Annotated in this window: 10 protein-coding genes; 5 read left to right on the plus strand and 5 right to left on the minus strand. The window is 69.7% G+C overall.

Annotated elements, in window-relative coordinates; translation table 11 throughout:
• Positions 1-194 precede the first annotated feature (194 nt).
• Entirely contained in the window at positions 195-1697 is a 1503-nt protein-coding gene (guaB, locus tag ACPYN4_RS00525) for an IMP dehydrogenase (protein ID WP_287269210.1), read from the plus strand.
• Here guaB and ACPYN4_RS00530 read toward each other — a convergent pair.
• Positions 1685-2740, minus strand: a complete 1056-nt coding sequence (locus ACPYN4_RS00530; RefSeq protein WP_239279860.1) for an FAD-dependent oxidoreductase — start codon at positions 2738-2740, stop codon at positions 1685-1687. The two genes, guaB and ACPYN4_RS00530, sit on opposite strands and share 13 nt — an antisense overlap.
• Positions 2741-2842: 102 nt before the next feature.
• On the opposite strand from ACPYN4_RS00530, the gene ACPYN4_RS00535 reads away from it, so the two are divergent.
• The 4 genes from ACPYN4_RS00535 (at position 2843) to guaA (ending at position 6932) form a co-directional block, all read left to right on the plus strand.
• Positions 2843-3961, plus strand: a complete 1119-nt coding sequence (locus ACPYN4_RS00535; RefSeq protein WP_424445737.1) for a GuaB3 family IMP dehydrogenase-related protein — start codon at positions 2843-2845, stop codon at positions 3959-3961.
• 88 nt (positions 3962-4049) lie between these two features.
• The gene (locus ACPYN4_RS00540; protein ID WP_239279919.1) at positions 4050-4832 is read left to right on the plus strand and encodes an SURF1 family protein; all 783 of its coding nucleotides are present in this window, start codon (positions 4050-4052) and stop codon (positions 4830-4832) included.
• 10 nt (positions 4833-4842) lie between these two features.
• A complete protein-coding gene (locus tag ACPYN4_RS00545) occupies positions 4843-5352 on the plus strand; it encodes a DUF3817 domain-containing protein (protein WP_239279859.1) in 510 nt (169 codons plus the stop codon).
• Positions 5349-6932, plus strand: a complete 1584-nt coding sequence (gene guaA, locus ACPYN4_RS00550; RefSeq protein WP_239279857.1) for a glutamine-hydrolyzing GMP synthase — start codon at positions 5349-5351, stop codon at positions 6930-6932. Before ACPYN4_RS00545 ends, guaA begins: the two co-directional genes overlap by 4 nt.
• Positions 6933-7050: 118 nt before the next feature.
• Here guaA and ACPYN4_RS00555 read toward each other — a convergent pair whose 3' ends face one another.
• The 4 genes from ACPYN4_RS00555 to ACPYN4_RS00570 are packed head-to-tail and all read right to left on the minus strand — an operon-like array spanning position 7051 to position 13253.
• Positions 7051-10083: an alpha-mannosidase gene (locus ACPYN4_RS00555; RefSeq protein WP_239279856.1), complete on the minus strand. Its 3033-nt coding sequence runs from the start codon at positions 10081-10083 to the stop codon at positions 7051-7053.
• Positions 10084-10104: 21 nt separating this feature from the next.
• Positions 10105-10959, minus strand: a complete 855-nt coding sequence (locus tag ACPYN4_RS00560; protein ID WP_239279855.1) for a carbohydrate ABC transporter permease — start codon at positions 10957-10959, stop codon at positions 10105-10107.
• Between the two features lies 1 nt (position 10960).
• Positions 10961-11887 carry a carbohydrate ABC transporter permease gene (locus tag ACPYN4_RS00565; protein WP_239279854.1) on the minus strand — a complete coding sequence of 309 codons (927 nt, stop codon included), beginning with the start codon at positions 11885-11887 and terminating at the stop codon, positions 10961-10963.
• A 7-nt stretch (positions 11888-11894) separates the two neighbouring features.
• On the minus strand, positions 11895-13253 hold the full coding sequence (locus tag ACPYN4_RS00570; RefSeq protein WP_239279853.1) for an extracellular solute-binding protein: 1359 nt from the start codon (positions 13251-13253) through the stop codon (positions 11895-11897).
• Between the last annotated feature and the right edge of the window lie 42 nt (positions 13254-13295).

Below are 13295 nucleotides of genomic sequence, written 5' to 3' on the forward strand. Positions count from 1 at the left end.
GGGCGCATCGTTCGGGTGATGCGGTCGCATCGACGTTGATCAACGACGGTACGAGCGTAATGTGTCGGGATTGTTTCACCTACAGACCTTGTTCGGTGTGGCGTGGCGTGGCATAGGCGCGCACCGCGGGGGAATGCCGCGCCGTGCGCGCGACTTACAATCGATACACGCGCGCGCGAGGCATCGGAGGACCTGTGGAGCACAACGACCCGTTCGGTTTCGTCGGACTGACCTATGACGACGTGCTGCTCCTGCCGGGCCACACCGACGTCATCCCCTCCGAAGCCGATACGAGTTCGCGCGTCACGCGCCGCATCACGGTGGCGACGCCGCTGCTGTCGGCCGCGATGGACACCGTGAGCGAGGCCCGCATGGCGATCGCCATGGCCCGGGAGGGCGGCCTCGGCATCCTGCATCGCAATCTCGCCATCGCCGAGCAGGCCGCCATGGTCGACCAGGTCAAGCGCAGCGAGTCGGGCATGATCACCGACCCCATCACGACGACGCCCGACGCCACGATCGACGAGGTCGACGCCCTCTGCGGGCAGTACCGCATCTCGGGGCTCCCGGTCGTCGACGAGGACGGGCGCCTGGTCGGCATCATCACCAACCGCGACATGCGGTTCGTCTCGGGCTTCGAGCGCCAGACGACGAAGGTCCGCGACGTCATGACGAGCGACGGCCTCGTCACCGGACGGGTCGGCATCGGGGCGAACGAGGTCATCGCGCTGTTCGCGCAGCACCGCGTCGAGAAGCTGCCCCTCATCGACGACGACGGCAAGCTCGCCGGCCTCATCACGATCAAGGACTTCGACAAGAGCGAGAAGTATCCGCTCGCCACGAAGGACGACCAGGGGCGCCTGCGCGTGGGCGCGGCGATCGGCTTCTTCGGCGACGCGTGGGAGCGCGCCGAGGCCCTCCGCGACGCCGGTGTCGACGTCATCGTCGTCGACACCGCGAACGGCCAGTCACAGGGCGTCATCGACATGGTGCGCCGGCTCAAGGGCGACGCGTCGTTCGCGCACATCGACGTCATCGGCGGCAACGTCGCGACCCGGGAAGGCGCGCAGGCGCTCATCGAGGCCGGGGTGGATGCCGTGAAGGTCGGCGTCGGACCGGGCTCGATCTGCACGACCCGCATCGTCGCGGGCGTCGGGGTTCCCCAGGTGACGGCGATCTGGGAGGCCTACCAGGCCGCGCGCGAGGCCGGCATCCCGGTCATCGCCGACGGCGGCCTGCAGTACTCCGGCGACATCGCCAAGGCGCTCGTCGCCGGCGCCGACACCGTCATGCTCGGCTCGCTCCTCGCCGGCACCGACGAGTCGCCGGGCGAGATCGTCTTCCAGGGCGGCAAGCAGTTCAAGCTCTACCGCGGCATGGGCTCGCTCGGCGCGATGCAGACCCGCGGCAAGAAGACGTCGTACTCCAAGGACCGCTACTTCCAGGCCGACATCCCCTCGGACGACAAGCTCATCCCCGAGGGCATCGAGGGGCAGGTCGCCTACCGCGGCCCGGTCTCGGCCGTCGCCTACCAGCTCGTCGGAGGGCTCCGGCAGTCGATGTTCTACGTCGGCGCCCGCACGATCGAGGAGCTGAAGGCCCGTGGCAAGTTCGTGCGGATCACCGCGGCGGGCCTCAAGGAGAGCCACCCGCACGACGTGCAGATCGTCGTCGAGGCCCCCAACTACAAACGCTGAGCCCGGGCGCCGACGCCGGGGGCGAACTTGAATCCCTGGCCGGAGAATCCCGCGCCGACGACCACCCGGCCCACTCGGTCGAGCACGAACGCCTCGTCGGGGGTCGTCGTGTAGGTGCACGAGATCGGCACGGCGGTGTCGGGGTCGAGGCCCGGGAACCACTGCCGGACGTACTCCCGCAGCTCGCGCTGGAACACCGGCCGGTGCGGCCTGGCATCGGGGTCGATCTCGTCGCCGATGCCGTGAAATCCGACCTTGACGCCTTCGCCCGGGGTCGGCATGCCGTAGACGTTCGCCGGCTGCGACCCCGGCGCGACGAAGTGGTTGAACGACGGCCAGGGCCCCGGCATCCGCGGGGCGAAGTGGGCGGGGGTCTCCTCCGTGACGCGCAGGGGCGGCAGGCCGAGGCCCGCGCCGCCGAGCAGCTTCTCGGTCCACGCGCCCACCGTCACGATGGCGACGTCGACGCGGTGGGTCCCGGCATCCGTCACGACGTCCACCCCGTCGGAGTCGGGCTCGATGGCGCGGACCGGCGTGTGCCAGCGGACCTCGCCGCCGGCGGCGACGACGCGCCGCTCCAGCTCGCGCAGCGCCGCGGCGGCCCGCGCCACGCCGGCGTCGGGGGAGTGCAGCACTGTGTCCTCGAAGCGCATGCCGGGCCATCGACGGGCGGCGTCGGCGCCGGAGATCACCTCGGCCGGGATGCCCCGGGCGTCCAGCCGCCGCGCGATCTCCTCGAGCCCGACGGCGTGGGCGCTGCCGAGGGCGGCGCCGGAGCCGTGCGAGACGAGGCCGTGGCGTCGCAGCAGCGGCTCGCCCTCGACGACGCCCAGTGCATCCCAGCCCTCGCGGGCGCGTGTGAGCAGGTCGAGGTAGTGCTCCTCGGCGTAGGCGTTGTTGAAGTTGCGCGTCTCGCCGTGCGACGCACCCTCGTGGTGGCCGCGCGCGAAGCGCTCCACGACGATCGGCTGCTCGCCGCGGCGCGCCAGCTGCCACGCCGTCGCGAGCCCCATCACCCCACCGCCGACGACCACGATCCGCATGACACCATCCTGCCGCGGGTGCGCGCCGCCCGCGCGGCCCGTCGGACAGGGGAGGGATGCCGGGGCGCGCGCGGCGACGGCGGGTAGGCTGGCAGGGTGAGCATGGAGATCGAGCTCGGCCGCGCCAAGCGCGCCCGCCGCGCGTATGCGTTCGACGACATCGCGGTCGTGCCCTCGCGGCGCACCCGCAACCCCGAGGACGTCTCCACGGCCTGGTCGATCGACGCCTTCGGGTTCGAGATCCCCGTGCTGGGCGCCCCGATGGACTCCGTCATGAGCCCCACGACGGCGATCATGCTCGGCCAACTGGGCGGCCTCGGCGTGCTCGACCTCGAGGGCGTGTGGACGCGCTACGAGGACCCCGAGCCGCTGCTCGCCGAGATCGCGGGCCTTCCCGCCGACCAGGCGACCCGCCGGATGCAGGAGCTCTACGCCGAGCCCATCAAGCCCGAGCTCGTCTCGCGGCGCCTCGCGGAGATCCGCGCGGGTGGCGTCACCGTCGCGGGCGCGCTCACCCCGCAGCGGACGCAGGAGCTGTACGAGACCGTCGTCGCGGCCGGCGTCGACCTGTTCGTCATCCGCGGCACGACCGTGTCGGCCGAGCACGTCTCGAGCGACGCGGCACCGCTGAACCTCAAGAAGTTCATCTACGACCTCGACGTGCCCGTCATCGTCGGCGGGGCATCCACCTACACGGCGGCGCTGCACCTCATGCGCACGGGCGCGGCGGGTGTGCTCGTCGGCTTCGGTGGGGGAGCGGCCTCGACCACCCGCGCCACGCTCGGCGTGCACGCGCCGATGGCGACGGCGGTCGCCGACGTCGCCGGCGCGCGCCGCGACTACCTGGACGAGTCGGGCGGCCGCTACGTGCACGTCATCGCCGACGGGGGCGTCGGCACGTCCGGCGACATCGTGAAGGCCCTCGCGATGGGCGCGGATGCCGTCATGCTCGGCGTCGCGCTCGCGCGCGCGACCGATGCGCCCGGCCGTGGATTCCACTGGGGTCCCGAGGCGCACCACCCCAAGCTGCCGCGGGGTCGCCGCGTCGAGGTCGGCCAGGTCGCCCCCCTCGAGGAGATCCTGTACGGCCCGGCGCCCGTCGCCGACGGCACCGCCAACCTCATCGGCGCACTCCGCAAGTCGATGGCCACGACCGGATATTCCGACCTCAAGGAGTTCCAGCGCGTCGAGGTCGTCGTCGCGCCGTACTCCGCGAACTGATGTGGATGCCCGGTCGTTGAGCGAGAAGCCGGTGGCGGCGCGCCCGCCCGAGCGCGGCGAGGTGTTCCCGCCCACGCTGCGCGAGGTCATGCTGCGGCCGTGGTGGCTCGGGATGCTGGCGTTCGCCCTGCTGGTCGCGGCGGTGTTCGCGTGGCTCGGGCAGTGGCAGCTGGGGCGCGCGATCGACACGAATCCCCCGCCTCCCGGCGCGACCGAGCAGGTGCGACCGCTCGCCGACGTCGTGGCGCCCGGTGCCTACCTGCCGGAGCCGCTCGTGGGGCAGCGGGTCGAGGCGACCGGCACCTTCGTGCCGGGGGACTTCCTCGTCGTCTCGTCGCGCTACAACGCCGGCGTCGCCGGGTATTGGGTGACCGGTCAGCTGCGGCTGGACGCGACCGCGCCCACCTCGCTCGCGGTGGCACTCGGCTGGGCCGCCGATCGCGAGAGCGCGGATGCCGCGGCATCCGCTCTCAACGACGCCCCCGCCGACGCGGTGACGCTCGTCGGCCGGCTCATCGCCGACGAGGGACCGGCGGCCCCGCCGCGCGAGGGCCCCGCGACCGAGATGACGCGGATGTCGCCGGCGGCCCTCCTCGGCTGGTGGCACGACGTCGACGAGCTGAACGTGTACCGGCCCTACCTCGTCGCCGACGCGGGGGAGACCCTGCCCGACGGGCTCGTCGCGATCGATTCGCCCGCGCCCGAGGAGGGCTCCGGCGTCAACTGGCTGAACGTGTTCTACGCGGCGGAGTGGGCGATCTTCGCGGGCTTCGCGTTCTACATGTGGTACCGCCTGGCCCGCGACGCGTGGGAGAAGGAGGTCGAGGCGCTCGAGGAGGCTGCGGCCGGAGCGGGGCCCCCCGGCGACTAGACTGGAGGGCATGCCTCAGCCCAAACTCGCCACGTTTCCGGCGATCCGAGGGGCGCTGAAGTTCTACCAGATCGCGTCGGTGATCACCGGTGTCATGCTGCTGTCGCTGTGCGCCGAGATGATCGTGAAGTACGGCTTCCACTACGAGCTGTTCCTCGGCGGATCCGGCGGCTTCCTCTGGTTCGCGCCGGTCGACGCCTTCGGCGAGTCCACCGGCGACGGGGTGAACCTGTCGCTCGGCATCCTCATCGCGCACGGCTGGTTCTACGTCGTGTACCTCTTCGCGTGCTTCCGCGTGTGGAGCCTCATGCGCTGGGGCTTCGTCCGCTTCGTGACGCTCGCGCTCGGCGGCATCGTGCCGCTGCTGTCGTTTTTCATGGAGGCGCGCGTGGGCCGCGAGGTGAAGGCGTACCTCGCCGAGCGTGAGGCCTCCGAGGCGGCTGCGGCCGCATCCGCACCTCCGGTTCCCGAGTCTGTCGACGGAGCCGCCCCGGCATCCACCACGGAAGGCACCCGGTGACCGCTCAGACCGAGACCGCCCAGCGTCCCGTCCTCGTCGTCGACTTCGGCGCGCAGTATGCGCAGCTGATCGCGCGGCGCGTGCGTGAGGCGGGCGTGTACAGCGAGCTCGTCCCGCACACCGTGACGGCCGCCGAGGTCGAGGCCCGCAATCCGGTCGCGCTCATCCTCTCCGGCGGGCCGTCGTCGGTGTACGAGCCCGGTGCGCCCGCACTCGACCCCGGTGTGCTGCAGCTCGGCATCCCCACGCTCGGCATCTGCTACGGCTTCCAGGTGATGGCCCAGCAGCTCGGCGGCGAGGTCGCGAACACGGGCCTGCGCGAATACGGCGCGACGGATGCCGTGATCGCGAACGACGGCGGCGTCCTTCTCGGCGGCCAGCCCGCGCAGCAGAACGTCTGGATGAGCCACGGCGACCAGGTCGCCCGCGCCCCCGAAGGGTTCGATGTGCTCGCCTCCACGGCCGCCACCCCCGTCGCCGCCTTCGGCAACGCGGAGAAGTGCTTCTACGGCGTGCAGTGGCACCCCGAGGTCAAGCACTCCGACCACGGCCAGGAGGTCCTGCAGAACTTCCTGCACAAGGCCGCGGGGCTCGCCTCGGACTGGAACAGCGGCAACGTCATCGCCGAGCAGGTCGCGCGCATCCGCGAGCAGGTCGGCACGGGCCGCGTGCTGTCGGCGCTGTCGGGCGGCGTCGACTCCGCCGTCTCGACCGCACTCGTGCACGAGGCGGTCGGCGACCAGCTCGTCGCCGTGTTCATCGACCACGGGCTCCTGCGCAAGGGCGAGCGCGAGCAGGTGGAGAACGATTACGTGGCCTCCACGGGTGTGCGCCTCATCACCGTCGACGCGCGCGAGACGTTCCTGACCGCGCTCGCCGGTGTCAGCGACCCGGAGCAGAAGCGCAAGATCATCGGGCGCGAGTTCATCCGCGCGTTCGAGAAGGTGCAGCAGGAGCTCCTGGCGGAGGCGGAAGCCGAGGGCGACCCGATCCGGTTCCTCGTGCAGGGGACGCTGTACCCCGACGTCGTCGAGTCCGGCGGCGGTGCGGGCACGGCGAACATCAAGAGCCACCACAACGTGGGCGGCCTGCCGGAGGACCTGCAGTTCGAACTCGTCGAGCCGCTGCGGACGCTGTTCAAGGACGAGGTCCGCGCGATCGGACGCGAGCTGGGACTGCCCGCCGAGATCGTCGGGCGCCAGCCGTTTCCGGGGCCCGGCCTCGGCATCCGGATCGTGGGTGAGGTCACCGCTGACCGCCTCGAGATCCTGCGTGACGCCGACGCCATCGCCCGCGAGGAGCTGACGCGCGCGGGGCTGGACGGCGAGATCTGGCAGTGCCCCGTCGTGCTGCTCGCCGATGTCCGCTCGGTCGGCGTCCAGGGCGACGGCCGCACGTACGGGCATCCGATCGTGCTGCGCCCGGTCTCCAGCGAAGACGCGATGACGGGCGACTGGACGCGCCTGCCCTACGACGTGCTCTCGAAGATCTCGAACCGCATCACCAACGAGGTGCGTGAGGTCAACCGGGTCGTGCTCGACGTGACGTCGAAGCCCCCCGGGACCATCGAGTGGGAGTGACCTCCGCGAGAGGATGACCGGATGCCGGGGCGCGCGCCCCGGCATCCGTCGTCCCGGGGACGCTGCGGGGACGGCGAAGGCCCGCCCGGCGGAGCCGGACGGGCCTCCTCTCGTCGCGTCAGCGCGCGAAGCGCAGCGTGACGATCTCGAACGGCCGAAGATCGAGGTCGACGTGCGCGACGCCGTCCCCCACGGCGGTCACCGCACGCGCCTCACGGGCACGCTCGAGCAGGTCGGTCTCGATCACCGAGACCGCGTCGAAGTCCGGCGTGAGGCGACCGGACGTTCGCGCTCCGAGTGCTTCGTATAGGCGGACCACGACGTCTCCGCTCCCATCCTCGGCGAGCTTGACCGCTTCGACGACGATCCCATCGGCGTCGACCAGCAGCAGCGGTGAGACCTCGTGGGCGGCCGCGTCGACGACGCGCTCGGGGAGATTGATCCGATAGCCCTCAGCCACTGCCGCCGGCACATCGGCGCCGACGACGAGTCCCACGCGCAGACGGTGCGACCCCTCGTCCTGCGTCGGATCGGGGAAGAGTGCGGAGCGGATCAACGACAGCCTCACGGTGCTCACCGTGCCTCGGCCGTCGGGTCGATCGGCGCGGGTGACGTCGTGACCGTACGTCGAGTCGTTCACCACAGCGACGCCGAACCCCGGCTCGGCCACCCGCACCCACCGGTGTGCGACGGTCTCGAACCGCGCCGCATCCCAGGACGTGTTGGTGTGCGTGGGTCGCTCGATATGACCGAACTGGATCTCCGACGTCGCCGAGTCGGTGTGCACGTCGATGGGGAAGGCGAGCTTCAACAGCTTCTGCCTCTCGTGCCAGTCGAGGTCGATGTCGAAGGAGACGACGCGCGACCCGGTCTCGAGTGCGATGCGCTCGGTGACGCGCGACGATCCGAACGTGCGGACGATCCGCAGGCCATCGGCATCCGCGTCGACCGATTCCGCGTCGACGAGATCGACGACACTGTCGCGGTAGTGCACGTCGATGTCCCAGGCATCCCACTGCGTGGGAGTGTCCCGGTGCAGCTGCAACAGTCCCGCCGCCTGCCCCGGGGCGATCGCCTCGCGACCGGTGGCGAGGTCGACAGCCGACGTGATCAGACCGCGCGCGTCGACACGTACGCGCAGGATGCCATTGTCGAGCACCCATCCGTCGTCTTCTTGCACGGGGATGACGTGCGACGCACCGGTCGTGCGGGCGGCCGCCCCGAGCGCCGGCACCCCCCCTCGTGCGTGCGGTGCGGCGTTGGCGCGGAGGGAGAGGGCGCCATCGCCGGCGAGCGCGCGCAGACTCGTCGCGATGATGTCTTCGAGCTCCCGGGCAACCGCGGCGTAGTTGCGCTCGGCATCGTGGTAGACCCAGGCGATCGACGAGCCCGGAAGGATGTCGTGGAACTGCTGCAGCAGCACCGTCTCCCACGCCCGACGCAGCCGATCCGTCGGGTATTCCGCGCCGGCGCGGACGGCGGCGGTCGTCGCCCACAGCTCCGCTTCACGCAGCAGATGCTCGCTGCGACGGTTGCCCTGCTTCGTCGCGAGTTGGCTCGTGTATGTCCCGCGGTGGAACTCCAGGTAGAGCTCGCCCGACCACACCTCCGGCTGCGGGTACTCGGCCTCGGCGGTTTCGAAGAAGAGTCGAGGAGAGCTGTGTCGCACGCGGGGGGATCCCTCGAGAGAGGCCGTCCGTGAGATCGCCTGTGCCATCTCCCGAGTGGGCCCGCCGCCGCCGTCGCCGTAACCGTAAGGGAGGAGCGACACGCTCGCGCGTGCCTTGTCGGCGAAGTTGTGCTCGGCATGGGCGAGCTCTCGCGCTGAGACGACCGAGTTGTAGGTGTCGACCGGCGGGAAGTGTGTGAACAGCCGCGTGCCGTCGATGCCCTCCCATCGGAAGGTGTGGTGCGGCATGCGGTTGGTCTCGTTCCACGACGTCTTCTGTGTGAGGAACCAGCGGGAGCCTGCGGCGGCGGCGATCTGCGGCAGCGCGCCCGAGTAGCCGAACGAGTCCGGAAGCCACACCTCTTCGGTGTCGATGCCGAATTCGCGCAGGAAGAATCCCTTCCCGGCGACGAACTGCCGCGCCAGCGCCTCGCTGCCGGGGAGGTTGGTGTCGGACTCGACCCACATGCTTCCGACGGGGACGAACCTGCCTTCCGCCACTCGCTGGGCGATCCGCGCGTAGAGATCCGGGTAGGTCTCCTTGATCCAGGCGTACTGCTGGGCAGAGGATGCCGCGAACACGACGTCGGGGTCCTCATCCATGAGCGAGAGGACGTTGGAGAACGTGCGGGCGACCTTTCGCACCGTCTCGCGAACCGGCCAGAGCCACGCGGAGTCGATGTGCGCGTGCCCCACGGCGTGCAGCGTGTGCGCGCTTCCCACGGCGGGACGTGCCAGCAGCGGCGCGAGAATCGCCCGGCCCGCGGTCGCCGTCCCGGCGACGTCGTCCGGATCGACGGTGTCGATCATCCGCTCGAGCCCGAAGAGGATCTCGGCGCGGCGCGGAGAGCGCGGGTCGACCTCGTCGGCGAGCCCGCGCAGCGCCACGGTGTCGGCGACGAGCGCCGTGACCTCGAGATCGCGCAGGCGGAGGTCGATGTGGCGGAGGCGGTAGATCGGGCCGGGCCCGGCGGTCGCCTTGTCGCCGAGCGGGGTCGGGGCGAAGTCGAAGAGGCTGCCGACATCGGGGTTCGACGCCGCCTCGATGAAGACATTCACGTCACCGGCGGGGCTCACCGCTTCGATGACCGCATTGTTCAGCGGTGCGATCCCGCGCAGGGGGCGCCCCGACGTCGTCCACACCATCCCCTCGCACTGGAAGCCAGGCTGCCCGAGAGTGAATCCGAGGTCGGCCACCAGTTCGGCGCGCGTTCCTGCCGGAAGCCCGTCGACTGAGAGCCATTCGTCGGGGATGGCTCCCCGCACACGGAACCACGTGGTACCCCAGGGGCTGCCCCACTGCTCGCCTGCGGCGATCGGTGTGTAGGTTGCGGCCGCCGCTTCTCCGAAGGGCACCGGCTCATCGGGTGCATCCCAGAAGGCGAGGTCGAGCGGCGTGGAGGTGCGGTAGATCGCGGGCGCGAGGCGCTCTCGCAGAAAGCGATCGACGCGGAGTTCGGCGAGTCGAGAACGGTCGTGCATGGTGTGGAGCCTTTCGAGGAGTCAGCCTTTGACCGAGCCGGCGAGCGCGAACGCACCGCCGGAAAGCCTCTGGACGAGGACGTAGAGGAGGATCATCGGGGTCGCGTAGAGGACGGAATAGGCGGCGAGCTGCCCGTAGGCGATCGATCCGTACTGTCCGAAGAAGTTGAAGATGGATACCGCCGCGGGAAACTTCGAGGCGGTGAACAGCAGCACGAAGGGCACGAAGAAGTTCCCCCACGCCGTTGTGAAGACGAAGATGAACACCACTCCGATCCCCGGCCGCATCAGCGGCAGCACGACGCGGGCGAGCGCCGTCATCGACGTCGCTCCGTCGACCCAGGCGGCCTCCTCGAGCGAGATCGGCACCGAGTCCATGAAGTTCTTCAGCATCCAGATCGCCATGGGCAGCGACGTCGCCGCCATGAAGAGGATGACTCCCCAGACCGAATCGAGGAGCTTCATCGACACGAAGAGGGTATAGACCGGCACCATCATCGCGGTGATCGGCAACCCGGTTCCGAAGAGGATCGCGTACATGAACGATCGCTGGAACCGGAGGCGGTAGCGTGACAGCGGGTACGCGGCGAGGATGCCGACGATCACCGTGATGAGCGCCGTGCCGAGCGAGATGAGGATCGAGTTGAGGAGCGGCTGCCATGTCAGCTCCGACGTCATCACCTTCGTGTAGTTGTCCACCGTCCACGTCTCGGGGACCGCCATCGAGGTCGTCGCGTTCGCGTTGAACGAGGCGAAGGCGATCCACAGGAGCGGGATGAGGAACATCATCCCGATCGCGGCGAGGATGATGGAGGAGAGCACCGTCTGAGTGCGGCGGCGCGGGGCGGCCACGCTGATCGGGCGAGCGACAGACATCTCAGTCCACCTCCGGCTTCAGAATCTTGATGTACGCGATCGAGAACACCGCTCCGATGAGGAGGGTGACGACGGCGATCGCGGTGCCATAGCCGACCTGCGCGAACTTGAACGCCTCCTGGTAGGCGAGGACCGGCAGAGTGGAGGACTGGATGCCGGGGCCACCACCGGTCATCACCCAGATGAGGGTGAACACGCCGAGGGTTTGCAGCGTCGTGAGCAGCAGGTTCGTCGAGATCGACCGGCGGATGAATGGCAGCGTCACACGCGTGAAGCGCCGCCAGGCGTTGGCTCCGTCGATCTCTGCCGCCTCGGTCAGCTCGGGCGGCACTTCGGCGAGTGCCGCGTTGTACACCATCATCGAGAACGCCGTGCCCCGCCAGATGTTGGCGAGGATGACGGCGAGCATGGGGAAGTAGTAGAGCCAGGCGGTGCCGCCGAGGCCGACCCAGCCGAGCATCACGTTGAGGGTGCCGTCCTTCGAGAAGAAGGCGTAGAGGGCGAATGCCGCGACGATCTCCGGCAGCACCCAGGCGAGCACGACGAGGCCCCCGACGATCGAACGCAGCGGCTTCACCGCCGAGCGCAGCAGGACGGCCAGCAGCATGCCGAGCACGTTCTGTCCGATGACGGCGGACGCCAGTACGAAGACGACGGTGAGCCAGAGCGACATCCAGAAGTCGGGTGAGGTGAACAGCTCCGCGTAGTTGTCGAGTCCGATGAACTGCGGGTTCGCGGCGCGCGGCCCGGTCATCGATCTGTTGGTCAGTGACCCGTAGAGCGCGTAGGCGATCGGTCCGGCCATGAAAGCCAGCAGGAGCAGGATCGCGGGGAGGAGCGGGAGGATGCGGGCGAGGCGACTGCCGCGCCGCGGCCGGGGGGAACTCCCCCGGCCGCGCGCGACGTCGCCGGTGGCGACGACGGTCATCTGCGGATCAGCCGGCCTGCGTGTTCTCCTCGCCGACGATGCCGACGAGTGCCTGGTCGTACTGCGCCTGGGCATCCTTCGGCGCGGCCTGCCCGGTGAACACCGACTCGGTCGCGACGGGGATGTTCGACGAGATCTGCGAGTAGTCCGGCGTCGCGGGGCGGAAGTGCGTGTACTTCACGAGTGACGAGAAGAACTCGAACGATGGGTTGTAGTCCAGGTACTCCTGGTTCTCGGCGACATCGGAGCGTACGGCGATCTGGCCGGCCTTCTGGTGGTACATCAGGGCGTTCTCAGGGGTGAGCGCCTGCGTGATGAAGTCGAAGGCGGTGTCGGGATCGTCGGCGTTCGCACCGAGGGCGAGGGTCCAACCGCCCGACATCGAGGTGAACCCGTCGCCGCCGCCGTCCTGCGTGGGCATGGCGGCGAACCCGATCGAGTCTTCCCACTCGGGCCAGGCGTTGTCGCCGGCGATCCAGTTGCTCGGGAGCCACGAACCGTCCAGCGCGATGGCGATCTTGCCCTGGGGCAGCAGCTCGTTGCCGACCTTCGCCCCCCATGTCGCATCCAGCGCGTCGGCGGGGTCGGGGCCGAGGCCCTCGTCGGCGACCGTCTTGTAGAAGGAGAGGGAGTCGAGGAAGCCCTCGGATCCCGTGACCCACTTGTTGCTGGACGTGTCGAGCAGTTCATCGCCGGTGCCGTAGAGGAGCATCTCGAACCCCTGCATCGAGGTCGCCTCGCCGAGAGCCTTCGAGGCGTAGATGTTGAACGGGATGACATCGGGGTTGCTGCTCTTGACGGCGCGAGCGGCGTCGAGGACGTCGTCCCAGCTCTTCGGCGCCCAGTCGTCGGGAAGCCCCGCCGCGGCGAACAGCTGCTTGTTGAAGTACAAGCCGCGCGTATCGGTGCCGAGTGAGACGCCGTAGGTCTTGCCGTCGTCGCCGAGGCCGGCCTGCTTCGCGCCGTCGTCGTAGAGGCTCCACCCGTCCCAGTCGGCGACGTAATCGTCGATCGGCTGCAGATAACCCGCTGCGGCGTCGGAGCGGATCTGGAACGTGTCTTCGTAGATCACGTCCGGTGCGGTGTCGGGTGAGCCGTTCATCAGCGCGAGCTTCGTGAAGTACTGATCCTGCTCGGCCTCGATCGGCACGAGCTCGATCGTCGTGCCCGCGTTGGCTGCCTCGTACTCCTTCTTCGCCTTCTTCATCAGCTCGTCCATGGCGGTGAACGCCGAGGTCTTCTGATACGCGACGCGGATGGTCCCGTCGGCGTCACCTCCGTCGCCTTCGCCACCGGCGCAGCTGGCCAGTGCGATCGTCAGTGTGGTGATGCCCAGGACCGCGAGAGTCGCCCGTGATCTCTTCATGCCTAGCTCCTTTGCTGTGCGCACCCGTGGGTGCGGGGACGT

The sequence above is a fragment of the Microbacterium sp. CH-015 genome (assembly GCF_049707015.1).
GTDB classification, from domain to species: Bacteria; Actinomycetota; Actinomycetes; order Actinomycetales; family Microbacteriaceae; genus Microbacterium; species Microbacterium aurum.

Excerpts from the sequence above, each read along its gene's own strand:
- ACPYN4_RS00530 (WP_239279860.1), bottom strand. The coding sequence starts at position 2,740 with ATGCGGATCGTGGTCGTCGGCGGTGGGGTGATGGGGCTCGCGACGGCG.
- ACPYN4_RS00535 (WP_424445737.1), top strand. The coding sequence starts at position 2,843 with ATGGAGATCGAGCTCGGCCGCGCCAAGCGCGCCCGCCGCGCGTATGCG.
- ACPYN4_RS00540 (WP_239279919.1), top strand. The coding sequence starts at position 4,050 with ATGCTGCGGCCGTGGTGGCTCGGGATGCTGGCGTTCGCCCTGCTGGTC.
- ACPYN4_RS00545 (WP_239279859.1), top strand. The coding sequence starts at position 4,843 with ATGCCTCAGCCCAAACTCGCCACGTTTCCGGCGATCCGAGGGGCGCTG.
- ACPYN4_RS00555 (WP_239279856.1), bottom strand. The coding sequence starts at position 10,083 with ATGCACGACCGTTCTCGACTCGCCGAACTCCGCGTCGATCGCTTTCTG.
- ACPYN4_RS00560 (WP_239279855.1), bottom strand. The coding sequence starts at position 10,959 with ATGTCTGTCGCTCGCCCGATCAGCGTGGCCGCCCCGCGCCGCCGCACT.
- ACPYN4_RS00565 (WP_239279854.1), bottom strand. The coding sequence starts at position 11,887 with ATGACCGTCGTCGCCACCGGCGACGTCGCGCGCGGCCGGGGGAGTTCC.
- ACPYN4_RS00570 (WP_239279853.1), bottom strand. The coding sequence starts at position 13,253 with ATGAAGAGATCACGGGCGACTCTCGCGGTCCTGGGCATCACCACACTG.